At 64.6% G+C, this 21,834-nt stretch carries 24 protein-coding genes; 9 read left to right on the top strand and 15 right to left on the bottom strand.

The genetic code is table 11. From position 1 onward, the window contains the following. Positions 1–5 precede the first annotated feature (5 nt). Both AWC14_RS05365 and merB read right to left on the bottom strand, forming a co-directional pair. Complete coding sequence (locus AWC14_RS05365) at positions 6–413, bottom strand: MerR family transcriptional regulator (RefSeq protein WP_045384614.1); 408 nt, start codon at positions 411–413, stop codon at positions 6–8. Positions 414–446: 33 nt separating this feature from the next. Further along, positions 447–1,034: an organomercurial lyase MerB gene (gene merB, locus AWC14_RS05360; protein WP_158089868.1), complete on the bottom strand. Its 588-nt coding sequence runs from the start codon at positions 1,032–1,034 to the stop codon at positions 447–449. Between the two features lie 148 nt (positions 1,035–1,182). On the opposite strand from merB, the gene AWC14_RS29450 reads away from it, so the two are divergent. Next, positions 1,183–1,608 (top strand): hypothetical protein, encoded by a 426-nt coding sequence (locus tag AWC14_RS29450; protein WP_235215950.1) that lies wholly within the window; start codon positions 1,183–1,185, stop codon positions 1,606–1,608. Next, positions 1,586–1,963 carry a thiol-disulfide oxidoreductase DCC family protein gene (locus AWC14_RS05350; protein WP_052425613.1) on the top strand — a complete coding sequence of 126 codons (378 nt, stop codon included), beginning with the start codon at positions 1,586–1,588 and terminating at the stop codon, positions 1,961–1,963. Before AWC14_RS29450 ends, AWC14_RS05350 begins: the two co-directional genes overlap by 23 nt. 10 nt (positions 1,964–1,973) lie before the next feature. On the opposite strand, the gene AWC14_RS05345 is transcribed toward AWC14_RS05350, so the two are convergent. Next, on the bottom strand, positions 1,974–3,134 hold the full coding sequence (locus AWC14_RS05345; RefSeq protein WP_045380591.1) for an acyl-CoA dehydrogenase family protein: 1,161 nt from the start codon (positions 3,132–3,134) through the stop codon (positions 1,974–1,976). 54 nt (positions 3,135–3,188) lie between these two features. On the opposite strand from AWC14_RS05345, the gene AWC14_RS05340 reads away from it, so the two are divergent. After that, complete coding sequence (locus tag AWC14_RS05340; protein ID WP_045380577.1) at positions 3,189–3,776, top strand: TetR/AcrR family transcriptional regulator; 588 nt, start codon at positions 3,189–3,191, stop codon at positions 3,774–3,776. Here the strand turns inward: AWC14_RS05340 and AWC14_RS05335 are convergent. Genes AWC14_RS05335 through prpD form a run of 3 tightly spaced genes read right to left on the bottom strand, consistent with a single transcriptional unit; the run spans position 3,760 to position 7,270 of the window. Next, positions 3,760–4,869, bottom strand: a complete 1,110-nt coding sequence (locus AWC14_RS05335; RefSeq protein ID WP_045380575.1) for a bifunctional 2-methylcitrate synthase/citrate synthase — start codon at positions 4,867–4,869, stop codon at positions 3,760–3,762. The genes AWC14_RS05340 and AWC14_RS05335 overlap by 17 nt on opposite strands. Next, positions 4,866–5,768 carry a methylisocitrate lyase gene (gene prpB, locus AWC14_RS05330; RefSeq protein ID WP_045380573.1) on the bottom strand — a complete coding sequence of 301 codons (903 nt, stop codon included), beginning with the start codon at positions 5,766–5,768 and terminating at the stop codon, positions 4,866–4,868. Before prpB ends, AWC14_RS05335 begins: the two co-directional genes overlap by 4 nt. After that, positions 5,765–7,270 carry a 2-methylcitrate dehydratase PrpD gene (prpD, locus tag AWC14_RS05325; RefSeq protein ID WP_045380570.1) on the bottom strand — a complete coding sequence of 502 codons (1,506 nt, stop codon included), beginning with the start codon at positions 7,268–7,270 and terminating at the stop codon, positions 5,765–5,767. The genes prpB and prpD overlap by 4 nt, the downstream gene beginning before the upstream one ends. A gap of 126 nt (positions 7,271–7,396) precedes the next feature. On the opposite strand from prpD, the gene AWC14_RS05320 reads away from it, so the two are divergent. Next, a complete protein-coding gene (locus AWC14_RS05320) occupies positions 7,397–8,800 on the top strand; it encodes a short-chain fatty acyl-CoA regulator family protein (protein WP_081968186.1) in 1,404 nt (467 codons plus the stop codon). 41 nt (positions 8,801–8,841) lie between these two features. On the opposite strand, the gene AWC14_RS05315 is transcribed toward AWC14_RS05320, so the two are convergent. The 3 genes from AWC14_RS05315 to AWC14_RS05305 form a co-directional block, all read right to left on the bottom strand. Then, positions 8,842–9,693, bottom strand: coding sequence for a hypothetical protein (locus tag AWC14_RS05315; protein ID WP_045380567.1), 852 nt, complete (start codon positions 9,691–9,693; stop codon positions 8,842–8,844). A gap of 97 nt (positions 9,694–9,790) precedes the next feature. Continuing rightward, positions 9,791–10,447, bottom strand: coding sequence for a nitroreductase family protein (locus AWC14_RS05310; RefSeq protein ID WP_235215949.1), 657 nt, complete (start codon positions 10,445–10,447; stop codon positions 9,791–9,793). After that, positions 10,444–11,529: an NAD(P)H-dependent amine dehydrogenase family protein gene (locus tag AWC14_RS05305; protein ID WP_057003193.1), complete on the bottom strand. Its 1,086-nt coding sequence runs from the start codon at positions 11,527–11,529 to the stop codon at positions 10,444–10,446. Before AWC14_RS05305 ends, AWC14_RS05310 begins: the two co-directional genes overlap by 4 nt. 127 nt (positions 11,530–11,656) lie before the next feature. On the opposite strand from AWC14_RS05305, the gene AWC14_RS05300 reads away from it, so the two are divergent. After that, the gene (locus tag AWC14_RS05300; protein ID WP_045380565.1) at positions 11,657–12,565 is read left to right on the top strand and encodes an enoyl-CoA hydratase; all 909 of its coding nucleotides are present in this window, start codon (positions 11,657–11,659) and stop codon (positions 12,563–12,565) included. A gap of 17 nt (positions 12,566–12,582) precedes the next feature. Next, the gene (locus AWC14_RS05295; RefSeq protein WP_045380584.1) at positions 12,583–12,999 is read left to right on the top strand and encodes a PaaI family thioesterase; all 417 of its coding nucleotides are present in this window, start codon (positions 12,583–12,585) and stop codon (positions 12,997–12,999) included. On the opposite strand, the gene AWC14_RS05290 is transcribed toward AWC14_RS05295, so the two are convergent. Both AWC14_RS05290 and AWC14_RS05285 read right to left on the bottom strand, forming a co-directional pair. Further along, positions 12,978–14,000 carry an acyl-CoA dehydrogenase family protein gene (locus AWC14_RS05290; RefSeq protein ID WP_045380563.1) on the bottom strand — a complete coding sequence of 341 codons (1,023 nt, stop codon included), beginning with the start codon at positions 13,998–14,000 and terminating at the stop codon, positions 12,978–12,980. The two genes, AWC14_RS05295 and AWC14_RS05290, sit on opposite strands and share 22 nt — an antisense overlap. A gap of 101 nt (positions 14,001–14,101) precedes the next feature. Then, a complete protein-coding gene (locus tag AWC14_RS05285) occupies positions 14,102–14,869 on the bottom strand; it encodes a TetR/AcrR family transcriptional regulator (protein WP_045380561.1) in 768 nt (255 codons plus the stop codon). Between the two features lie 171 nt (positions 14,870–15,040). On the opposite strand from AWC14_RS05285, the gene AWC14_RS05280 reads away from it, so the two are divergent. Further along, positions 15,041–16,228, top strand: a complete 1,188-nt coding sequence (locus AWC14_RS05280) for an amidohydrolase family protein (protein WP_045380558.1) — start codon at positions 15,041–15,043, stop codon at positions 16,226–16,228. 19 nt (positions 16,229–16,247) lie between these two features. Here the strand turns inward: AWC14_RS05280 and AWC14_RS05275 are convergent, their stop codons facing one another. The 4 genes from AWC14_RS05275 to AWC14_RS05260 are packed head-to-tail and all read right to left on the bottom strand — an operon-like array spanning position 16,248 to position 20,058. Then, positions 16,248–17,081, bottom strand: coding sequence for an enoyl-CoA hydratase/isomerase family protein (locus AWC14_RS05275; RefSeq protein WP_057003185.1), 834 nt, complete (start codon positions 17,079–17,081; stop codon positions 16,248–16,250). Between the two features lie 30 nt (positions 17,082–17,111). Further along, positions 17,112–18,185, bottom strand: a complete 1,074-nt coding sequence (locus tag AWC14_RS05270) for a hydroxyacid dehydrogenase (RefSeq protein WP_045380556.1) — start codon at positions 18,183–18,185, stop codon at positions 17,112–17,114. After that, entirely contained in the window at positions 18,182–19,300 is a 1,119-nt protein-coding gene (locus tag AWC14_RS05265) for a TauD/TfdA family dioxygenase (RefSeq protein WP_045380554.1), read from the bottom strand. Before AWC14_RS05265 ends, AWC14_RS05270 begins: the two co-directional genes overlap by 4 nt. Before the next feature lie 32 nt (positions 19,301–19,332). Beyond that, entirely contained in the window at positions 19,333–20,058 is a 726-nt protein-coding gene (locus AWC14_RS05260) for an HpcH/HpaI aldolase family protein (protein WP_142281564.1), read from the bottom strand. Between the two features lie 136 nt (positions 20,059–20,194). Here AWC14_RS05260 and AWC14_RS05255 point away from each other — a divergent pair, with 136 nt between their 5' ends. Beyond that, positions 20,195–21,340, top strand: a complete 1,146-nt coding sequence (locus tag AWC14_RS05255) for an acetyl-CoA acetyltransferase (RefSeq protein WP_045380550.1) — start codon at positions 20,195–20,197, stop codon at positions 21,338–21,340. Further along, positions 21,340–21,774: a Zn-ribbon domain-containing OB-fold protein gene (locus AWC14_RS05250; RefSeq protein WP_085241008.1), complete on the top strand. Its 435-nt coding sequence runs from the start codon at positions 21,340–21,342 to the stop codon at positions 21,772–21,774. The genes AWC14_RS05255 and AWC14_RS05250 overlap by 1 nt, the downstream gene beginning before the upstream one ends. Positions 21,775–21,834: the final 60 nt, after the last annotated feature.

The raw sequence follows: 21,834 nt of genomic DNA, 5'->3' as shown, positions 1-21,834 counted from the left end.
CGGGCTCATGGTGGGCCGATGTGGCCGGGCTCCATGCTGTCCAGTAACGGGCAGACCCGCTCGGCTGGTGGCCCGGCGCAGGTGGCGATCAGCCGCCGAAGCGATCTCTGCATCGCCTGCAGCGAAACGATTTTGGCATCCAGTTCGGCGACCTTCTGCTCGGCCAGTTGCCGGGCCGCATCGCAGGACTCCGGCCCGCCGTCGGCCAACTGAAGCAGCACGTCGACCTCGGCCAGGCTGAACCCCAGTTCCTGCGCGCGTTTGACGAACCGCACACGGCGCACTGCCTCGGGCCCGTAGCGGCGATACCCGCTGACCGTGCGCGGCGGATCGGGCAACAAACCGCGTCGCTCGTAATAACGCAACGTCTGGGCGTTCACCCCGGCCTGTTGGGCAACCTGCATCGTTCGCATAACCGACGGTAAACCCGGTACCTCGGTACATGGTCAAGCATGCGTCCAACCCAACTCGCGGCAGACGTCGACGGCGATGTCGAAGAGCTCGCGGACCGGGCGAACATCCCCGTCGGGGTGCGCACGGCGCCACTCTCGAGCGGCATTCTCGGAGGCGAAGAAATGTCCGTGATCGCAGCACGAGCCGCGAATATCACTGGCGTCGCATGCAAGCTCGACCACTGAAACGACGGTCGTCGGCGGATCGACCGACGTCACCGCCTCGGGGGTGAGCTCAACTCGGATCGGTTGACCTGTTGTGAGACAGCTCGATTCGACGGTAGCTGGTCGACCCAGTATCGGGGTGAAGATCAACGCGTCGGCGGCGCAGAACGTGAACAGCCCTCGGCCGTCGACGATGTAGCGGTGCCGGGTCGGCCGCTGCGTCAGCCCGAAGCCGAGCAAGCGTCCATCGTCGTCCCAATCCGTTCCCGGCTGCGCGCGCAGCCACGAGTCGATCTCCGCAACCGGAACGCCGGATACGGTCGCCAGTCGTTCCAGCGCAACCGGTCTGCCCTCGGCCACCAGCCGAATCATCGGCGTCGTGAACCGTGCGACGTCCCGCCGGATAAATTCGGCCATGCTCTTGCGCAAACCATTCATTACCCCAGCGTCCACCCGATACCGCAGCACGGGGTCAAGTCCCGTCCTTGACTACTACTAGTTGTAGTAGTAGTAGAACGGATTATGCACGCCGGCTTCGGTACTCCCTCAACGGACGGTGGTCCTCATGACCGACCAGATCGAGCAACCACGCGACAACCTGCGTTGGGCGGCAGTCGCATTCGCGATCGGGCTGACGGTGCACGGCCTGGATCATCTGCGCCGCGGGATGTCGGTATCGCCACCATCGATCATGGTCGCGGGCATGGTGCAGACGCTGTTCGTGGTGCTGGCGGTCGTGATGGTGTTCCGAAATCACGGCCGTGCGCCGCTGGTGGCGATCATGGTGGGCTTCGGCAGCGCGGTGGGGTTCACCTACGCACACTTACTGCCGACAATCTTTCCGGGCTACCAGGACAGCTTCGTCTCGGCGCCGCACATCAACGTAACCTGGTTTTCGTGGTTCAGCGCGCTCGCCGAGATCGGCACTGCCGTCGTTTTCGCGCTGGCCGGCCTTAGAGAGGTGAACCGTGTCAGGAATCCTGTTCTTTGACGGCGCGTGCGGAATGTGCACGCGGGCAGTCGAATTCATCCTGAGGCACAACCGGACGGGCCTACTGCGGATTGAACCTCTGCAGAGCCCGGGAACCGCTGAGCGACTGGGTGTTTCGCCGTCGCACCTACTCGACTGCAACCGGTGGCTGGATCCCTCGGGCGCCGTCTACTCCGGCGCAGAGGCGATGAACGCCGCGGTGTCGACCGCGATCGGTAGCAAGCTGCCGTTGATGCTCTATCACATCCCAGGTATTGGGTTCATCGAGGAAGCGATCTACCGCTGGGTCGCCACGCATCGCTACCGGTTCCGCGGGACGACGCCCTACTGCGAGTCACACCCCGCTGCGTGCTGACGCTCGTCGCTCACAGCGAGCGGCTGATGATTTCCTTCATGATTTCGCTTGTGCCGCCGTAGATTCGGTTCACCCGCGACCCGGTGTACATGTTCGCGATCGGGTATTCGGCCATGTAGCCGTAACCGCCGAAGACCTGCAGGCACTTGTCGACAACCTGATCGCACTTCTCGGCCGCAAACAGCTTGGCCATCGACGCTGTCATGGGATCGTTGTTGCCGTCGACGTACTGCCGGATCGCGTAGTCGACCAGGGTCTTGATTGCCAGTGCCTCAGTTTTACATTCGGCCAGCACGAATTTGGTGTTCTGGAAGTTGCCGATCGGCCGGCCGAACGCCTCTCGTTCTTTCGAGTACTTGATCGCCTCAAGCACCGCCGCTTCTGCCAGCGCCGCGCACAGGGTGGCGATGATCAGCCGTTCGCGGGCAAGTTGTTCCATCAGCTGGTAAAAGCCCAACCCCTCCTGCTCCCCCAACAGGTTGGCCACGGGCACCCGCATGTCGGAGAAGAACAGTTCACGGGTGTCTTGCCCGTGCTGACCGATTTTCTGTAGGACCCGTCCGCGCTCGAACCCGGCGAGGTCATTGGTCTCCGCGACGATCAGCGACACCCCGGCTGCCCCTTTGGACGGATCGGTCTTGGCCACGATCACCAGCAGGTCGCAGTGAGTTCCGTTGGAAATAAACGTCTTCGATCCGTTGATGACGTAGGTGTCGCCCTCGCGGATGGCGGTGGTGCGCACCGATTGCAGATCCGATCCTGTGCCTGGCTCGGTCATCGCGATCGCCAACACCGCCTCGCCGCTGATGACCTTGGGCAGCCAGCGTTTTCGTTGCTCATCGTTGCCGTAGACGTAGAGGTAGTGCGCGACGATCGGCGAGTGGACGGAGAACCCGAAGCACTGGTCGTGGGCGTACACGAGTTCTTCCTGCACCACCGCCTGCATGGCAAAGTCGCCGCCCGTCCCGCCGAATTCCTCGGGCAGGTCCAGGCCTAACAGTCCAGCGGCGCCGGCCTTGTTCCAGAACTCGCGGTCCACCGCGTGCTGGGCGACCCAGCGTTCCTGGTTGGGGGTGGCCTCCTTGCGGAAGAACTCCGCGGCGTGCTTGCGCAGCTCGCGGTGCTGGTCGGTCTCCCAGCTCGGTCGGTAATCGGGGAACAACTGCGACACGCGGGCCACGATACACTTGTATCGTAAAAACATCACCTGTACAGGCGAGGACAGATGTTGAACCCGCGGGCGACCGACGAGGACTTGACCGCCAAGGCACGGATTCGAAACGCTGCGCTGGACCTCTACGCGCTATATGGCGAGGACCGAGTGTCGCTGCGCGACATCGCTTCTGCGGCCGGGGTCACCCTCGGCCTGGTGCAGCACCACTTCAAGACCAAGGCCGGGCTGAGGGACGCGGTGGACCAGTTGGTGGTGGATTATTTCGCGCATGCGCTGGCCGACGTTCCCGCCAAGGGCAGCGCGCGGCAGGTCGCTGCGGCACGCGACGAGGCCGTGGCCCGGATGCTGCGCGCCAACCCTCCGGTGGTGAATTACGCGCGCCGGGCGATCCTCGAGGCCGCCGACGACCGGATGCACCTGCTCGACGTCGTCGTCGACCTGACCCGCCGCGAAGTCGGGGCGCTTCGAGGTTCCGGTCTGGCCTCCACGAAACGCCCCGAGTCCAGTCAGATCCTCGGCGTGCTGGTCCGGCAGATGGGCGAGTTGTTGTTGCAGCCGCTGGTCGACGCCGTGTGGGACCGGGTCGCCAGTCCAGGCGACGACCGCAAGCCCCGGCTGCGCATCACTGTCGAAAGCTGATCGCCCGCTGCGGCCGGCCCGAGTACTCGGACAGCGGGCGGATCAGCGCATTGGACCCGGCCTGCTCGATGATGTGGGCCGTCCACCCGGTGATCCGGCTCATCACGAACAGTGGTGTGAACATCGGGATGTCGAAGCCCATCAGGTAATACGCCGGACCGGTCGGGAAGTCCAGGTTGGGCTTGATCGCGGTGGCGGCGAACATCTCGGTCTCCAGCACGTCGTAGATGTCAAGCCAGCGCTGCCCGTCGCGGACGTCCGCCACCCGCGTCAGTGCCTGCTTCATCGTCGGCACCCGCGAATCGCCGTTCTTGTAGACCCGGTGACCGAATCCCATGACCTTCTCTTTGCGGGAAAGCTTGCCGTGCAACCACGTCGCTGCATTGTCGGCGCTGCCGATCTCGATCATGTCATGCATGACAGCCTCGTTGGCGCCACCGTGCAGCCGGCCCTTGAGTGCGCCGATCGCCGCGGTGACCGCGCTGTAGATGTCGGACTGCGTCGAGGTGACCACTCGTGCCGCAAAGGTGGAGGCGTTGAAGCCGTGCTCGGCGTAGAGGATCATCGACTGCTCGAATGCGGAGACGACGACCGGCTCCGGCACTTCGCCGAAGCACATCTGCAGAAAGTTCTCCGCATACCCGAGATGGCTGTGCGGGGCGATCGGCGCCAGGCCGCGACGGCGGCGCATGTCGGCGGCCACGATCGTCGGCAGCACCGCGAACATCCGTAACGCCTTGGCATAGTTGGCCGCTTCGGCGCTGTCGTCCTCGTCGGGATCTTCGGCGCCCAGGTAGCTGATCGTGGTGCGCACGACGTCCATCGGGTGGCAGTTGTCGGGCAGCTTGGTCAGCAGCGACAGCATCGAGCGGTCCAGCCGGCGGCTGGCGCGTTCCCGTTGGCAGAACAGCGCCAGCTCGGCGTCGGTCGGCAATTCGCCGTGCCACAGCAGATAGGCAACCTGCTCGAAACAGCAGTGCGCGGCCAAGTCCTGCACCGGGTAGCCGCGGTAAGTCAGCGAGTTGGTCTCCGGCACCACCTTGGAGATGGCCGTGGTGTCGACGACGACACCGGCCAGACCCTTGTGAATCATCGCTTGCCTCCCGCGATGTCGTTGTCGAACTGGGTGTAGTCGGCGTAGCGCAGCAACTCGTAGAGCCGGCTGCGGTGCTGCATCTTCTCGAGCAGTCCTGATTGCGTTCCGGCGGTATCGATTTCGCGCAGTCCCGCCTCGATGGCGAACATCGCCAGCCGCAGCGTGGTGACCGGGTAGATGACGACGTTGTAGCCGATGTCGGCCAATTCCTGCGCACTCAGCAGCGGCGACTTGCCGAACTCGGTCATGTTGGCCAGCAGCGGTACGTCCACTGCGGCGCGGAACCGCTCGAATTCGGCTGCGTCCGTGAGCGCCTCGGTGAAGATCAGGTCGGCGCCGGCGTCGGCGTAGGCGCGGGCCCGGTCGATCGCGGCTGAGACTCCCTCGACGGCGGCGGCGTCGGTGCGGGCGCAGACGACGAAGTTGTGATCGCGCCGCGCCGCAACGGCTGCGCGGATCCGCCTGACCATCTCGGCCGTCGGGACGACGGCCTTGCCGTCCAAGTGGCCGCAGCGCTTGGGGTTGACCTGGTCCTCGAGGTGACAGCCGGCCAGACCGGCGTCTTCGAGCGTCGTGACGGTCCGCGCGGCGTTGAGCGGTTCGCCGAATCCAGTGTCGGCGTCGATCAGCGTGGGCAGGTCGGTGGCCGCGGCGATCTGTGCGCCGCGTGCAGCGACCTCGGAGAGCGTCGTCAACCCGATGTCGGGCAGACCCAGGTCGGCCGACAGCGCCGCGCCGGACACGTACACGCCCTCAAAACCGATATCCGCGACCAGTTTGGCCACCAGCGGCGAGAACGCCCCCGGAAAGCGTTGCAGCCGACCTGAATTCAGCGCGGCCCGGAAAGCCGCCCGCTTATCGGCGGCACTGGACGCCGCCGCCAGCAGCCCGCTCATTGGAAGATGCCCGACGAGATGGTCGGCGCCTTCTCAAGCACCTGCGGGTCGACCAGCACGTTCAGCGCGGCCAGCGTGCCGGGCTTCATGTCGGCGAGACCGTCGACCGTGGTCAAGAACCGTTGCTGTTCAGCGGGTTTGACCACGCCGTGGGCGAGTTCGGTGAATTTGGCGATGTACTGCTCACGGCCGAACGGCCGCGCACCCAGCGGATGGGCGTCGGCGACGGCGAGTTCGTCGCTGATCACCTCGCCGCTCTTCAGGGTCACCTCCGCGCGGGCGCCGAACGCCTTCTCGGCCGGGTCGGTCGAGTGGTAGCGGCGCGTCCACTCCGGATCCTCGACCGTGGAGATCTTGTGCCACAACGCAATCGTGTCGGGCCGGTGCGCCCGCTCCGGCGCGTAGGAGTGTTCGTGGTGCCAGCTGCCGTCCTGCAGCGCGACCGCGAAGATGTACGGCAGCGAGTGGTCCAAAGTTTCCCGCGACGCATCGGGGTCGAATTTCTGCGGATCGCCGGAGCCGGTGCCGATCACCACATGGGTGTGGTGGCTGGTGTGCAGCACGATCGACGCCACCTGGTCGAGGTCGCCGATGCGTTGGCGCAACCGGCGGGCCAGGTCGATCGGTGCCTGGCTTTGGTATTCGGCCGAATGCTCCTTGGTGAAGCTGTCGAGGATCGCGCGCTTGGGCTCTCCGGGCGCGGGCAGCGGCACCCGGTAGGTGTGCTCGGGGCCCGACAGCAGCCAGGCGATGACACCGTCCTCGCCCTCGTAGATCGGCGCCGGTGATCGCTCGCCGCGCATCGCCCGGTCGACGGCCTCAATGGCCACCTTGCCGGCGTGTGCGGGCGCAAACGCCTTCCAGCTCGAGATCGAGCCCTTGCGGGACTGGCGGGTGGCGGTGGTCAGGTGCAGCGCCTGCCCGATCGCCTGATAGATGGTCTCGGTGTCCAGCCGCAGCATGGTGCCCAGCCCGGCGGCTACCGACGGGCCGAGATGAGCGACGTGATCGATCTTGTGCTCGTGCAGGCAGATTCCGCGGGCCAAGTCGATCTGGATCTCGTAGGCGGTCGCGATGCCGCGGATCAGGTCGGCGCCGCGGATCCCGAGCTGCTGGGCGACGGCCACCAACGGCGGGATGTTGTCACCAGGATGGGAGTACTCGGCGGCCAGAAACGTGTCGTGGAAATCGAGTTCGCGCACCGCGACGCCGTTGGCCCACGCCGCCCACTCCGCCGAGTAGCTGCCGTCGACGCCGAACACCGTCGCGCCGGGACGGGACCGGTGCGCCAGCGCTTGGTGGCGGGCCACGGTGACTGGTTGTCGCAGCACCGCCGCGGCGCTGACCGCGGCGTCGTCGATGATCCGGTTCAGCACCATCGCCTCGGTCTGGGGCTCGACGGCGACCGGGTCCGCGGCCACCTCGGCGATCTTGTAGGCGAGGTGCTCGGTGAACGGAAAGTCGTCGGCGCTGCGCCGGGTCCGGACCGGGTGCATGATCATATTTGCACACTATGCAAAGCCGACGACGATAGAAACCCACTGGATATGTGTAATTTTGCGTCCTCTGCCCGCGATGATTGCGAATGTTGTGAACACGCGCGGGAGTAGGGTGTGCATGTGGCGAAGATGTTCTCCGGCGCCCGGTTGCGGCGGTTGCGGGAGGAACGCGGCCTGACGCAGGCCGCGCTGGCCCGCACCCTGGATCTGTCCACCAGCTACGTCAACCAGCTGGAGAACGACCAGCGGCCGATCACGGTGCCGGTGCTGCTCGCGCTCACCGAGCGCTTCGATCTGCCCGCCCACTACTTCTCGTCCGACGTGGACGCCCGGCTGGTCGCGGACTTGTCCGAGGTCTTCACCGCTACCGCCGCCGAAAGCGTGAGCCGCGCACAGGTGGAGGAATTGGTCGCCCGGATGCCCGAGGTCGGCCGCAGCCTGGTGGCCGTGCACCGCCGGCTGCGGGACGCCACCGAGGAACTGGAGGCGTACCGCTCGCGCGCGATCACCGAGACGTCGCTGCCGCCAGAAGGCCCGATGCCCTTCGAAGAAGTCCGCGATTTCTTTTACGACCGCAACAACTACATCGGCGACCTCGATCTGGCGGCCGAGCAGATGTTCGCCGAGAGCGGGATGCGGGTCGGCAGGCTCGACATCCAACTCGCCGAGTTGATGGCCGACCGGTTCGACATCACCGTGGCCGTCGACGACCGTCTGCCCGAGACCACCAAGCGTTCATTCGATCCGGCTACTCGGGTGCTTCGGATTGCGCACTGGTTGCGGCCGGGCCAGCGCGCCTTCCAGATAGCCACCCAGCTGGCGCTGGTCAGCCAATCCGAGTTGATCTCGGCGATTCTGGCCGCCGACGACCAGCTCAGCCCCGAAGTCCGCGGCGTCGCCCGCATCGGGCTGGCCAACTACTTCGCCGGCGCATTTCTGCTGCCGTATAACCAATTCCACCGCGCCGCCGAGGAATTGCGCTACGACATCGACCTGTTGGGCCGCCGCTTCGAGGTGGGCTTCGAAACCGTCTGTCATCGGCTGTCCACGCTGCAGCGCCCGCAGTGTCGCGGCGCCCCGTTCATTTTCGTCCGAACTGACAAGGCGGGCAATATCTCAAAGCGCCAGTCGGCCACCGCCTTTCACTTCAGCCGGGTCGGCGGTAGCTGCCCCCTGTGGGTGGTGCACGACGCGTTCGCGCAGCCGGGCCGGATCGTCACCCAGGTGGCGCAGATGCCCGACGGCCGCTCGTACTTCTGGGTCGCCAAGGCCACCGCTCCGGAAGGCCGCGGATACCTGGGTCAGCACACCAGCTTCGCGATTGGCTTGGGCTGCGATTTGGCTTACGCGCACAAGCTCATCTATTCCACCGGCGTCGCCGTCGACGACCCGGGCACCGCAGTGCCGATCGGCGCCGGCTGCAAGATCTGCAACCGCCCGGACTGCGCGCAGCGCGCATTCCCCTACCTTGGCGGGCACGTCGCCATCGACGAGAACACCGGCAGCAGCCTGCCCTACTCGCCGACTGTGTGACGCGACGGGCTGTGGATACTGGCCGGTGCGCGTGGCGCGGCTCAACCGACGGATCGGAATACGTGTGTCGCTGCGGTAATGAGCTTGCCGTCGGCTCCGTCGTCGTAACCGAGCGTGCGAACCGCGACGATGCCATCAACGCCTTCGATTGCTTCGCTTTCGAACCGGAAGGGGCCATGCTTGCCGCGCGCGAGGAACATCACGTGCGAGGAGATCCCCTGCAATCGTTCGGTTCCGGCGCGACGCGCTGCCCGGTCGATGGCGGCCGCCTCCAGGATGACGAATTGCGGTCCCACATGCAGCGCGGCGTCAGGTGAGGCCACCTCGACGGACAGCTCGGGCAATGTCCACGCGCCGTCGGCACGTCGAGTGCCGCCGAACACCTGCCAGAGTGGTGGTAAGTCGGGCGAATCACTGACTTCGATCGGATCCACGAGCATCCGCTGAAGTCCCGGCGGGGGGACGCCGATGCTGACCCCCTGGCCCTCAGTGATCGCGAGCACGCGATCACGTCGATCGGCGTCGATGATTCGCGACCGGCTGTAGGCCATCTGGCGACCCCGCTTCAAGTCCTCGGTCACCACTTCGAAACGGGTCACATCGAAACCGGGGTCGAGCACCTGACAGGAATGGATCACCGGGTTGGGTACCGCTTCCAAATCAGTGACTAAACCGCCTTCCGGTGCCGCGATCCCCAGCACTGCCATGAGCAGCCCGCCGGCGCCGTTGCGCATATCGCGACGCACGGTAACGGTGTCGTCGGCCGGCCCGACATTCATCGAAGCATGACGCCTACCGATGTAGCGGTAGCTCAGTAGTCCACCCCACCGTCGCTGCAACTCGGCTGCATAGGCTTCGGGGTCCGAGGCTAGGTCGCGGATGTCGCGCAGCATGTCGTCTCCACTCCTCGTGCATCGAGCACACAGTCACACGGAGAATAGCAATTCTCCGGAGCTTCGCCATGGCGCCGTTACGGCCCGGCGGGAGGGTTCATGGTCCGACTGACCACGGCTGGTCCCAGTGGTCGATGACCGCCGCCTCCGCAAGCGGCTTGCGGCGCACCGGCTTGTGCCTGCCCCTGGGCCAACCCACCGTCAGCAGCGCGGCGAGCTGCCAATCGTCGGGGATGCCAACCAAGTCACGCAGTCGATCCTCACAAAGACTGTGCCACAGCGTGATCGCCGCACCAAGACCTTGGCCGCGCGCTGCCAACAGGAAGTTTTGCACTGCGGGAAACACCGATGCGCCCTGTTGCAGGTCCGATGCTCCCGGCTGCGGTTGAACGCAGAACAGCACGAGGACGGGCGCCCCGCCGCCGACGTGCATATGTTCGGCCATCGCCCGAAGCACACGGGATTTCGGATCGTCGGCGCGATGGTCGGGCACGGTCAGCCTGTAGAAGCCCTGCATCTCGGCCCACGCTCGCTTGGCGGCGGCCGTAACGACCGCACGGACTTCGTCGGAACGCAGCACGACAAATCGCCACGGCTGCTGATTAGCACCCGAAGGCGCCCAACTCGCGGCGCGCAGACAACGTTCGAGCGTTTGGTCGTCGACGGGTTCGTCGCGATACCGCCGTATCGCGGACGCGGTGCGCATGACGGTCCACAGGTCGTACGTGGTGGCGGGCACCGCCGTGTCCGTCATGCCGGAACCGTTTGCGGCAGCACACCTCGCCACGTTCCACCGCGCACCGGCCCGGTGACCAACGGCAGGTCGAGCGTCGACAACACACCGGGCGGTGCTGCGATCACCGCAGGGATGGCGTTGAGTTCACGCATCACCGTCGCATAAGTGAGACCACGCATGTTGTTCCCGCGGCCGTGCATCTCGATGTCGACCGTGTACGTCGGCAGCCCGTCGACGACGACGCGGTAGCCGCCGTGCGGCGAAGGATGCCGCGGCCAATCCGGTGCCGACCCCTCCCCCATTCGGGTGATGTGCTCGAGCACCACACGCTCCTCGCCGCACACCATGCCGGCGAGCTTGAAACGCATGCCACCGACGGTCCCCGGTTCGACCCATCCGGATGCAACTTCATAACGCTCTGTGGCCAACCACTTCTCGATCGTCGTGTCGACGCAATCCAGCGGCAGACCGACGCCGTCGGCGACCAGGTGCACAATTGGTGCCCACAGCGAAGCGAGGCGCTCGGTGTCGAACAGCGGTGCCGGATGTTCCGGTGGGTGCGCGAATCCCATGAAGTCGAACATGATCTCTGGCTGATTGATCGGCCCGTAGTCGAGTATCTCGAGCATCCTGATGGTATCGACACGACTACTGAAGCCCGTCATCGTCAGAGCGATCACGTCATTCGCCCATCCGGGATCGACTCCGCTGTTGAAGAAGCTGGTGCCGCCCGCTTCACAGGCGGCCGCGATCAGCTCGACGGTCTCGGAATCGGCGGCCGGCGGATAGCACATCGGGACCAATGAGGTACACACGACGTTCTTGCCTGCGCGCAGACACCTCGCAATGTCATCCGCTGCTTCGCGGTACCGGTAGTCACCTGAGGCGAAGTAGGCCACCACGTCGGCGTCTAAGGACAGCGCCGCGTCGATGTCACGGCTGGCGATGACACCGGTCGCCGGCATGCCGCACAGGTCACCCGCGTCCTTCCCGTCCTTGGCTTCGGCGTGTACGACGACACCGACCAAGTCGAGCCCGGGATGTGCGATGAGGGCACGTAAGGCGCCGACGCCCACTTGCCCGGGACCCCAAAGAATCACTCGCGGGTTGCCACGGTTCTCCGTCATGCGCGCCCCTTCCCGGTGACCCCGCGTCAATGCTGTGAGAACATACCTTCTCAGTAATTGATATCACCATTGCCAATGCGAATGAACCGTGGAGGAGATAATGACCGATTACCAGTTCTTGAAGTGGGAGTCATTCGACGACGGGCAGATCGTACGGATCTCGTTGAACCGTCCCGAGCAGCGCAACGCGCAGAATCGCGGAATGCTGGTCGAACTCGATCACGCATTCGCGCGGGCCGAGGCCGACGACGCCGTTCGCGTCGTCATTCTCGCCGGTGAAGGCCCGATGTTCTCCTCGGGCCATGACATCGGCTCCAAGCAGGCCAGAGCCGAGTTCGCTCCTGGGCCAGGTCAGCACCCAACTGCAGCAATCAACGGCGGCACGAGGGACGGTGCGGAGAAAATCATGCTGCAGGAATGGCACTACTTCTTCCAGAACAACCTGCGCTGGCGCAACTTACGCAAGATCACGATCGCGCAGGTCCACGGCGACGTGTTCTCGGCGGGGCTGATGCTGATCTGGGCATGCGACCTGATCGTAGGCAGTGAGGAGGTGCGCTTCGCCGATGTCGTCGGCACCCGGCTGGGCATGTGCGGCATGGAGTACTTCGGCCATCCCTGGGAGTTCGGGCCCCGACGTGCGAAGGAGTTGATGCTCACCGGTGACGCCATCGACATCGAGGAGGCCTACCGGCTCGGCATGGTGAGCAAAATCTTCAAGCGCGACGAATTGGCCGACCGCACACTGGAGATGGCCCGGCGCATCGCCACGGTGCCCACCATGGCCGCGCTGCTCATCAAGGAATCGGTCAATCAGTCCGTCGACAATATGGGGTTTTACAACGCGCTGCAGTCCTGCTTCACCTTGCACCAGTTGAACCACGCGCATTGGGTCGGGGTGCGCGACGACAAACGCGCGACCGCCGGTGAGGAACAAGGCGTGCCCGATTGGCGGAGCGCGCCGCCGATCGTGCTCTCCGTCAAGGATCAGGTGCGAGCACAAGCGTGACCGTCACCCCTCAACCGATGCAGGTGACGATCCCCGGCCATCTGTTCGGCCGGTTGCCGTTCTACGACGTCGTCGACTCCGATGAGGCCGTGGTCATGGACCTGCACAACAGAGAAGACCTGGTGAACATTCGGGGCGCTATGCAGGGTGGTCTGGTCGCAACACTCATCGACGTGGCGGCCGGACGGTTGGCGATCAAGCATACGAATGCGGAAGCGGGCGCAGGTACCGCGGACATGTCGATTCACTACCTGGCGCCGATAGTCGAAGGCCCGGCCCGTGCGACCGCCAGCCTGGTGCGCGCGGGCAAGCGGTTGATCGTCGTCGCCGTCGATGTGGTCGATGTGGCACGCGATCGGCTGGCAGCCCGGGCGACGCTGAGCTTTGCGGTCATGGAGTCGCGGAGGCCAGTTCAGCCCGCCACTGGACCGTAGCGGGCATCGGCGACGCGGTCGAGTGCGAGTGCCGGCTCGCCATACACCAACGCCCATCCCCGGACCCGCCGGTAGTACAGCTGGATATCACACTCCATGCCGAACCCGTAACCGCCGTGGATGTGAAGGCTACGCAGTGTTGCGTCGCGCGCGGTTTCGTAGGCGAATGCGAACGCCATGGCCGCGAGTTCGCTCACGCGAGCGGGTTCGTCGTTAAATGCACATGCGGCCTTCAAACTCAGCAGCCGCGCTCCGTCGGCCGCAGTCGCGCTGTCTGCCAATGGATGCGACACCGCCTGGAAAGTCCCGATCGGCTTGCCGAACGCGTAACGCTGCTTGGCGTATTCGACACCGATCTCGATCGCCTTCTTCGCTGCGCCCGCGAGTGCGGTGGCAGTGAGCGCAAGCCACAGATCCAGCGCTTCGGTGAACAAGCGGTGCGCGTCCTCGCCCTCGGCAAGAGTTACGCAATCATCACCGACGGTGACGTCCGCCAGCGGCAGTGAGCCCAGGTTCTGCACCGGCTGCCGGTCGCCTTCGGTCAGCGGCACAACAACGAGGCGCGATCCGACAAACGCCACTACCGCATCGGCGACGGCGCCGGCGGGCACCAGCGTCAGCGTGTTGCCGCGCGCGCCGCGCGGTGAAAAACTGACCAGCAGGCCGCCGGCCAACGCCTGACCGAGCAAGTCGGCACCGGCACCACCACTGCGAGCGAGCAGCCGTGCGGCGACCTGAGATTCGATGACAGGAGCGGAACCAAGTGCGCGACCGAACTGCTCGGCCGTCAGCGCCAAGTCCAACTCGGAGGCACCCCAACCGCCCGCAGTGTCGTCGACAGCCATGTCGACGGCACCTAAATCCAGCAGCGCCTTCCACAACTTCGGGTCAAAGCCCAGCGGTTCAGCGGCCCGAATCCGCTCAGACGTCGACTCCCGGCTGTACATCGCCTCGAACGAATCGACAAGTTGCCGCTGTTCCACGGTAAGACTCAGGTCCACGTCGCCGTCCCGTCATGCGCGGATATGGTCACTCTCGAATACGAGAGTACCCATATCGCCTGAGCGGCTTGCACGTTGCGCTCGATCGTCGACATCGTGGTCTACGCAGTCGTTTTTCTGGGCCTGCGGGTGCTGGCCCGTTTGGTGACGGCCTTCGCGCCTGTCGGCGGAGCGAGGGCCCCCAAGCACCACGCCCACAACTGGTCCTCGGTAAGTTCGGCGCCCTGGACACCCAGATGGAAGACGCCGATCTGAGCAAGTGCGATCAGTGTTGAATTCAGCAGGGTTGTCAACTGCGCAGGGGTCAAGTCTTTTCGCACCAACCCGGCGCGCGCACACGATGTCAGGATCTTGGTGAGCAGCTTCTGATGTGGCTCCCAGATCTTGGCGAAGTCAGCGGGACGCTCGATCTCCAGGCTCAGGTTGTAGATCGTCATCACGCGACCGCCGATCGTCTGGGACGACTCTGCACGGGAGAGAAATCCACGACAGAAGGCCTCGAGCTTTTCCAGCGGGCCGTCCGCGGCAGCGACCTCATGGCGGATGGCCTCGATGAATTGACTCGTCGCATTCTCATAGAGCGCCAGCAGCAGCTCTTCTTTACCCGCAAAGTGTTGGTAAAAGGCACGCAGGCTCAGGTTCGACCGATCAATCAGGTCCTGAATGGTGAAGTCGGCTCGCCCGGACTCCTCCACCAACTCCAGTGCGGTGGCAAGGAATCTCGAGCTACGCGCCAGCGCACGGGCGCGGGCCTGGCTGAGCCGTCGCTCTATCGTTCTCTCCTGCCAACTTGTGGGCAGTTCGACGTCGGTATCGACGAGTTCGAGGCCGGCTTCTTGTTCCTCTCCGGCGCGTTTTCTGGCAGTCATGATGCTTGAGAATACGCGTTCTTCGCGGTGATGACGCAGCCTACCTGCACGAGTCTGTCTCTGGGTATGCCCCGGACAAGGGTCTGCGGTAGTCTGTAAACCGTTATTCTCGATTACGGGAATTTAAGTTTCACAACGAAGGCGCCAGCCTTCCCTCGAAGGAGTGCAGCGTTGAGTGCAGACATCCTGATCGTTTCTCCGGACGACCACTTGGTTGAGCCAGCGGATCTGTGGACCAGCCGACTGCCCGAGCGCTACCGGGATGTCGGGCCGCACATTGTCAGGCACCGTGGGCGTCTGGATCCCTCCGTCACGACCGACGTCGTATTCATCGAAGACGAGGAGGGCCGCGACGCCGACATCTGGCACTACGAGGACGCCGTCATCCCGATCCCGCTGATCAGCGCGGCCGCCGGTTATGACCTCGACGAGCTCACCACCGACCCGATCACCTACGACGAGATGCGTCCCGGCTGCTTCCGTCCAGCGGACCGGCTCGCCGACATGGACATCGCCGGCATCGAGGCTTCAGCCTGCTTTCCCAATACACTCGTACGCTTCTGCGGCCAGCGCTTCCTGTACGGCAAGGACAAGGACCTCGCCAGGCTCTGCGTCGAGGCCTACAACGACTTTCAGACCGACGAGTGGGGCGGCAGCTCGAACGGCCGGCTGATCCCGCTGGGCATCATCCCGCTCTGGGACGTCGAACTCGCCGCAAAGGAGGTCGAAAGGGTCGCGGCCAAGGGAATGCACGCAGTGTGCTTCTCCGAGTTACCTTCTCGTCTGGACCTGCCGTCGATCCATAGCGGTTACTGGGACCCGTTCTTTGCCGCTTGCGAGCGAAACCAGGTCGGCATCATGCTGCACATCGGCTCGAGCTCGTCGCTCACGAAATCCTCCCCCGACTCCCCGCATGTCGTCACCAGTGCGCTGATGGCGGTCAACTGCACCATCGCTTTGGTCGACTGGCTGTTCTCCGGCAAGCTCATCCAGTTCCCTGACCTCAAGCTCGCGTTCGCCGAGGCGCAAGCGGGCTGGATCCCCTACTACCTGCAACGTGTCGACGAGGTCTGGGAGGACCGTCGGGCCTGGGGCGGCATCCATCCTCTGCTGACCGACCCACCGAGCAGCCAGGTGCCCGGCCGTGTCTACTTCTCGACATTCGGCGATCCGGTCGCGTTCCGCATTCTCGATCTGGTTGGGCCAGATCAGCTGATGTTCGAGACCGACTATCCCCATAACGACACGAACTGGCCGCGAAGCCTGGAGGTCGCCAACAAGGCGACGCAGGGCCTGGACGAGGAAACCAAGCGTAAAGTGCTGTCCACCAACGCAAAGCGGTTCTTCGGTCTGGTCTAGCCACACCACCCGTGGTGCGCTACAAGGCCTTCCAGTCCGGTTTGCGCTTCTCGAGGAAGGCGCGGGGACCCTCGATAGCGTCCTTTGTCAGCGCCACCTTCATGCGGTAGTTCTCGGCGAGCAGTTCGGCCTCGTAGATGGGCAGGGCTAGCCCCTTGCGCACAGCCATTCGCGAACCGCGGACTGCCAGCGGTGCATTCGAGTTCACCACGTCGGCGATTTCCCACGCCCGGTCCATCAGCGCATCGTGCGCGACCACCTCCGTGAAGACGCCCAAGTCGTAGGCACGGCGCGCGTCAAGCTGTTCGTGTTTACCCATCAAGATCAGCCGCATTGCCACGGGCAGCGGCAGGATCCGGGCAAGCCTGACGCCTTCGCGCCCGGACGCCACGCCGATGCTGACATGCGGATCCATCAACGTGGCCCGCTCAGACGCGACGGTGATATCTGCGGTGGTGACGAGGTCCATTCCCGCACCGCAGGTGATACCGTTGACCGCGCAGATGATTGGCTTGGTCATCTGAAGCCACGGCGGCGTGGCCTCCTGCGGAGCGTCCCACTGCCGCATCGAACTGAGGACCGGCTCGCCCTGGTTGTCGATTCCTGGCGCATTCTCCATGTCATGGTCTGCGGCCTTGTTGACGTCCGCGCCGACGCACAGGGCGCGGCCCGCTCCGGTGATGATCACCGTCCAAATGTCTTGAGAGCGCTCGATTTCGGCGTACACTTCGGCGAGCTCTGCGATCATCTGGTCGTTGATCGCGTTGAGGACTTCGGGTCGATTCAGGGTCACACAGGCAGTGTGTCCCCGCACCTCGAACTCGATGGTGCCGTAGTCCGGCGTTTGGGTCACGGTGCCCCTTTTCTCTTAAACCCTTTGTTGTCACCCGGCAGCAGCATTGGCGCGGGCGGTCGGGTGAACGCCCAGGATCTCGTGGAATCGATCGCAGTAACGAGGCCACACCTCCGGATTCAAAAGCCGAGGTGGCATGCGCCCATCGAAGATGTCCTGCCATTGGGTCGCGGTGGCAACCGCAATGTCGCGGGCCGCCTCGACGGTGATGCCGGCCGTGTGCGGCGTTGCAACCACGTTGTCTAGGTGCAGCAGCGGGTTATCGGGCTGTGGCGGTTCCTCGTGGAACACATCGAGAGCCGCGCCGGCAATGCCCCCGCTTACCAACGCCTCGTACAGCGCTGCCTCGTCGTGCACCGGCCCCCGCGCCGTCGTGATGAAGAAGGCGCTCGGCTTCATCGCCGAGAACTGTTCCGCCCCAATGAGGCCCCGTGTCTCACTGGTCAGCGGACAGGTCACCTGAACGAAATCGGCCTGGGCGAGCAACTCCGGCAGCGGGACCAGCCGCGCCCCGCGGAGTCGCGCGGTGGCCTCGTCCACGTACGGGTCGAACGCGATGACTTCCATGCCAAATGGCGTGCACAACTCCACCAGGCGGCTTCCGATAGCTCCGAGCCCCACGACACCGAGCGTCTTGCCGAGCAGCTGACTGCCACGCAGCGCCAGCCGGTCGCCAAGCGGTCCCGCACGCAACGCCCGGTCAGAGACGGTGATTTTCTTGGCGAGATCCAGCATGAACCCGAGTGCGTGTTCGGCAACGGCCTCGGCCCCGGGACCGGAGTTGTTGCACACCGCGATGCCCGCGCGGGTACACGCGTCGACGTCGATGACGTCATACCCGGCGCCGGCGGAGCACACCGCCAGCAATTGCGGGCAACGGTCCACCAGGCCCTGCCCGACCAGCCACTGTGTTCCGTCGGCGACGGACGCGACGTCCGTCCGGGTGGCGACTTGGTACCCGTGAGCGGTTTCCAGTGCTGCCCAACCTTTTTCGGCCGACGCGCTGAGGTCTAGTCTGACTAGTTCGAGATCGCCTGCCTCGAGGATGTCCCCGGCAACCGGGTCAGTCCACCTTTCGTAGACCAGCCGCGGACGGGTGTTCACGCCTGCTTCGCTTTGGGTTTCGCCTGCGCTGCCTTGAACATGTCCGCCAGTTCGGGATTCACGTTCTTGTAGTCGTTGCGTGCGATGGCACCCTCCCGGCCCGGGACCGGGTCGTAGCCGAGGCGCAGATCCTTGTTCTCCATGTGGAAGTACTCCCGCCCGATGGGCAGGCGACGGTCTTCACGCGGCACCTCCATCCAGGCTCGAAGGAAGCACCGAGCCCTCTTCGGGTCGGTGCTGCTGACGAAGTCGGACCGCGAGTGGCACATGGCGAAGTTGTTGGCGACGGCGGCCTCGCCTGATTCGAGCCGGAACTCAACTTGTTGGTCGACGAGGACGTTGCGCAGCAGCTCGATCGCTTCCTCCTGCTGCGGCGTGAACTCCCTGCCCAGGGCATGCATGGCAGGCAGGATGCTGCTGTAGGTGAAGTTGATGCAGATCCGGCCGTCGATCTGCGAGAACACCGGCACGTCGTAAGGCGTCACGTCGGGCTGGTCGTCCGGTTGCTCGCTGCGCCGGTGATGTGGGAAGCCTTGGTACAGCACACTGAGCAGGTCTGGGCGTTCCCTGACGAACCAATTGTGGGCGGCGGGTCCGCTCGCGAACTGGCTTTCGCCGCCCTCGGCGGCCGGGTAGACGCACAACAGCGACAGGATGTCTGCGGCGTCATTGTGCATGGCCAACTCCGCGCGCGATTTGGTGCCGCGAGCGGGCTGCACGCCGTTCGGCAGCACCTCTTCCTGGACACGCACCATGCGGTGGCCGAACGAGTTGTTGGAGACGAGATACCCCAAATGGGTGCAGAAAGCCCAATAGATCCGTTCCAGTTCCTCGATCGAGTGCTGCTCGACCGGAAAGCCACGCACGCACGCCAAGCCCCTTCCGAACATCAGCTCCCGGTACAGCCGCGCCAAGTCTTCGTCCAGGTCGGGATGACGCGCATCCTCGGGTGTGATGTCGTCTCGATCCTTCTTGGCGGTCTTGGCCAGAATCGATTCCAGGGCAGCCACGTTGCGTGGCGACAGGTCGAAGGCGAAGTCTTCTTTACTCGCGAAGTCCGCACCGGTCCACGCCATCGGTTCGGTGACTACTTCGGTATAGATTTCGGTGGGCATCCGTCCTCCTGTTGTCGTGGCGGCGCTTTCGGCTATCGATGTCGTTTCTCGAGCTCTCGCAGCGCACACGCGCGGGTGGTGGCCGCCTCCGTCATCATCCCGACATCCGTGCCCGCTGAGATGAATCGCAGACCCTGATCCACGAAGCGTTCCAGCAGGTCAAGGGACTTGATCCCGGCTATTCCCAGCGCCACGCCGTGTTTGCGACAAGCCGCTGCGACAGAGTCTACTGCATGGTGGAAATGACCATTCTCATACTGCTCATGGATGCCCATTTCGGCGGTCAGATCACTCGGGCCGATGAGCAGCATGTCAACGCCTTCTACGGCCGCGATAGCACCGCTGGCCTCCACCGCCTCGGGAGTTTCGATCATCACCGCGACGACGGTGCTGCCCTCGAGAACGGCCGTCAGTTCAGTAGCCGAGCGCTGGCCGTATCCACTTACCCTGTTCGGCCCCGATATCGATCGGTGTCCAATGGGCGGGAACCGCGCCGCATCCACCACAGCTTCAGCTTCTCGCCGCGAATTAACGTGGGGCACAATCACTCCGACTGCTCCGTTGTCCAGGACCCTGGCGATGACGCTGGGGGCGTGCGAAGGCACCCGCACCAGGCCCGCAATGCCTGCCCCCAACGCACTCGCACACAACATGGCGGCCGTCTCCAGAGACGTCGAGGTGTGTTCCAGGTCGACGTAGACGGCGTCGTAGCCGCAGGCTGCGGCGATGGCCGGGACGTCGGGTGTGCGCGCATTCATCAGCGCCAGGCACAGCACCAGGCCTTCGTTGCGCAATGCCTCCCGTAGCGATCGCTGCACATCCTCACGCTAACGGACTGAGAACGTTCATTCCACTATCTCGTTAACGCCATTATCGATGTGGTAACCATTACGTATGGGAGCGAGCCGAGTCGCTATCGTCGGCGCGGGGTTGTCCGAGTGCGGGCGGGTGCCCGACAAGACCGCCATGGCGTTGATGGCCCAAGCATCACGTCGTGCCATTGCCGACGCCGGGCTGACCAAAGAAGACATCGACGGCTTCGGCGGACACGGGACGTTGCTGCCGCCTGTCGAGGTGAGCGAGTATCTCGGGCTGCGTCCGACGTGGGTGGATGCCACCAACGTCGGCGGATCGTCTTGGGAGGTCATGGCGCGCCATGCCGCCGCAGCCATTACCGCCGGCGAGATCGAGGTTGCGCTGCTGACGTACGGTTCGACGGCGCGTTCGGATGTCAAGCGCCGGTTCCGGGGCTCAACAGCGGCCATGAGTACCGGCGGCGCCATGCAATACGAGACTCCGTACGGAGCGACGCTCATCGCCAAATACGCCATGGCGGCGCGGCGCCATATGATCGAGTTCGGCACCACTGTCGAGCAGCTCGCCGAAGTGGCCGTCGCTGCCCATGAGTGGGCGGCCCTGAACGACAATGCTTTTGAACGTGACCGCATCACGGCGGCGGAGGTGGCCGCCGCGCCGATGCTGGCCGAGCCATTCACGTCCAAGCACGTGTGTCTGCGCACCGACGGGGGCGGAGCCGTGGTGCTGGCCAGCGAGCAAGTAGCCAAACACTGCGCCAAGGAGCCGGTGTGGATCCTCGGAGCTGCCGACGCGACATCTCACGTCAGCATGAGCGAATGGGGTGACTTCACCACGTCGGCAGCCGCGCAGTCCGGGCCGCGGGCATTTGCTCAGGCGGGGGTGGCTCCAGAGGACATCGACGTAGCCCAGCTCTACGACTCGTTCACCTCGACGGTTCTGCTGACGGTGGAGGACCTGGGTTTCTGCGCCAAAGGCGAAGGTGGGTCGTTCGTCGGTTCCGGGGCGTTGCGCCCGGGCGGGGTATTGCCCACCAATACCGACGGTGGCGGGTTGGCCGCATGCCACCCGGGCATGCGGGGGATGTTTCTCATGGTCGAAGCGGTCAGGCAACTTCGTGGCGAGTGCGGGCCCCGGCAAGTCGAAGACGCGCGCCTGGCTTGTGTACACGCAATGGGCGGGTTTTTCACTCACAGCGCCACAATGATTCTCGGGAGGCAGTGATGGAAGTGCCCGCCGGGCCGGATCGGCCCACCGTGGACGCCGACAGCGAGTCCTGGTGGTCTGCTGTACAGGACCGCGCCCTGCTGATCAATGCGTGTGGTTCGTGTGGACGAAATTCGTTGTATGCGCGGCCGTTCTGTCCGTTTTGCTGGAGCGAGGACGTCACTTTGGTATCGGCCTCCGGCCGGGGCCGGCTCTACACGTGGAGTGTGATTCACCAGAACGCAGCGCCCTTCGACGGTCGCACCCCATATGTCGTGGCCATGGTTGATCTCGAGGAAGGACCACGGCTGATGACCGTCCTGGAGCACTGCTCACCCGACGACGTTCATGCGGATATGGAACTGATGGTGGACTTTCGCGAGGATCACGACGGCTTCGTCGTCCCCGTCTTTCGCCCGATTACCGGAACAGTTGGAAAGGACTCTCAATGAAGATGTCAAGCCGCCGACTTGGTGATCGGGGGTGATTCGGGTTGCCAGGTGCGGTTGTCA

The sequence above is a fragment of the Mycobacterium kyorinense genome (assembly GCF_002101735.1).
Classification (GTDB): domain Bacteria; phylum Actinomycetota; class Actinomycetes; order Mycobacteriales; family Mycobacteriaceae; genus Mycobacterium; species Mycobacterium kyorinense.
The sequence above is the reverse complement of the archived record's forward strand: the minus strand, read 5'-3'. Positions and strand labels throughout refer to the sequence as shown.

Excerpts from the sequence above, each read along its gene's own strand:
- AWC14_RS05365 (WP_045384614.1), bottom strand. The coding sequence starts at position 413 with ATGCGAACGATGCAGGTTGCCCAACAGGCCGGGGTGAACGCCCAGACG.
- merB (WP_158089868.1), bottom strand. The coding sequence starts at position 1,034 with ATGGCCGAATTTATCCGGCGGGACGTCGCACGGTTCACGACGCCGATG.
- AWC14_RS29450 (WP_235215950.1), top strand. The coding sequence starts at position 1,183 with ATGACCGACCAGATCGAGCAACCACGCGACAACCTGCGTTGGGCGGCA.
- AWC14_RS05340 (WP_045380577.1), top strand. The coding sequence starts at position 3,189 with ATGTTGAACCCGCGGGCGACCGACGAGGACTTGACCGCCAAGGCACGG.
- AWC14_RS05335 (WP_045380575.1), bottom strand. The coding sequence starts at position 4,869 with ATGATTCACAAGGGTCTGGCCGGTGTCGTCGTCGACACCACGGCCATC.
- prpB (WP_045380573.1), bottom strand. The coding sequence starts at position 5,768 with ATGAGCGGGCTGCTGGCGGCGGCGTCCAGTGCCGCCGATAAGCGGGCG.
- prpD (WP_045380570.1), bottom strand. The coding sequence starts at position 7,270 with ATGATCATGCACCCGGTCCGGACCCGGCGCAGCGCCGACGACTTTCCG.
- AWC14_RS05320 (WP_081968186.1), top strand. The coding sequence starts at position 7,397 with ATGTTCTCCGGCGCCCGGTTGCGGCGGTTGCGGGAGGAACGCGGCCTG.
- AWC14_RS05315 (WP_045380567.1), bottom strand. The coding sequence starts at position 9,693 with ATGCTGCGCGACATCCGCGACCTAGCCTCGGACCCCGAAGCCTATGCA.
- AWC14_RS05310 (WP_235215949.1), bottom strand. The coding sequence starts at position 10,447 with ATGACGGACACGGCGGTGCCCGCCACCACGTACGACCTGTGGACCGTC.
- AWC14_RS05300 (WP_045380565.1), top strand. The coding sequence starts at position 11,657 with ATGACCGATTACCAGTTCTTGAAGTGGGAGTCATTCGACGACGGGCAG.
- AWC14_RS05295 (WP_045380584.1), top strand. The coding sequence starts at position 12,583 with ATGCAGGTGACGATCCCCGGCCATCTGTTCGGCCGGTTGCCGTTCTAC.
- AWC14_RS05285 (WP_045380561.1), bottom strand. The coding sequence starts at position 14,869 with ATGACTGCCAGAAAACGCGCCGGAGAGGAACAAGAAGCCGGCCTCGAA.
- AWC14_RS05265 (WP_045380554.1), bottom strand. The coding sequence starts at position 19,300 with ATGCCCACCGAAATCTATACCGAAGTAGTCACCGAACCGATGGCGTGG.
- AWC14_RS05260 (WP_142281564.1), bottom strand. The coding sequence starts at position 20,058 with ATGAATGCGCGCACACCCGACGTCCCGGCCATCGCCGCAGCCTGCGGC.
- AWC14_RS05255 (WP_045380550.1), top strand. The coding sequence starts at position 20,195 with ATGGGAGCGAGCCGAGTCGCTATCGTCGGCGCGGGGTTGTCCGAGTGC.
- AWC14_RS05250 (WP_085241008.1), top strand. The coding sequence starts at position 21,340 with ATGGAAGTGCCCGCCGGGCCGGATCGGCCCACCGTGGACGCCGACAGC.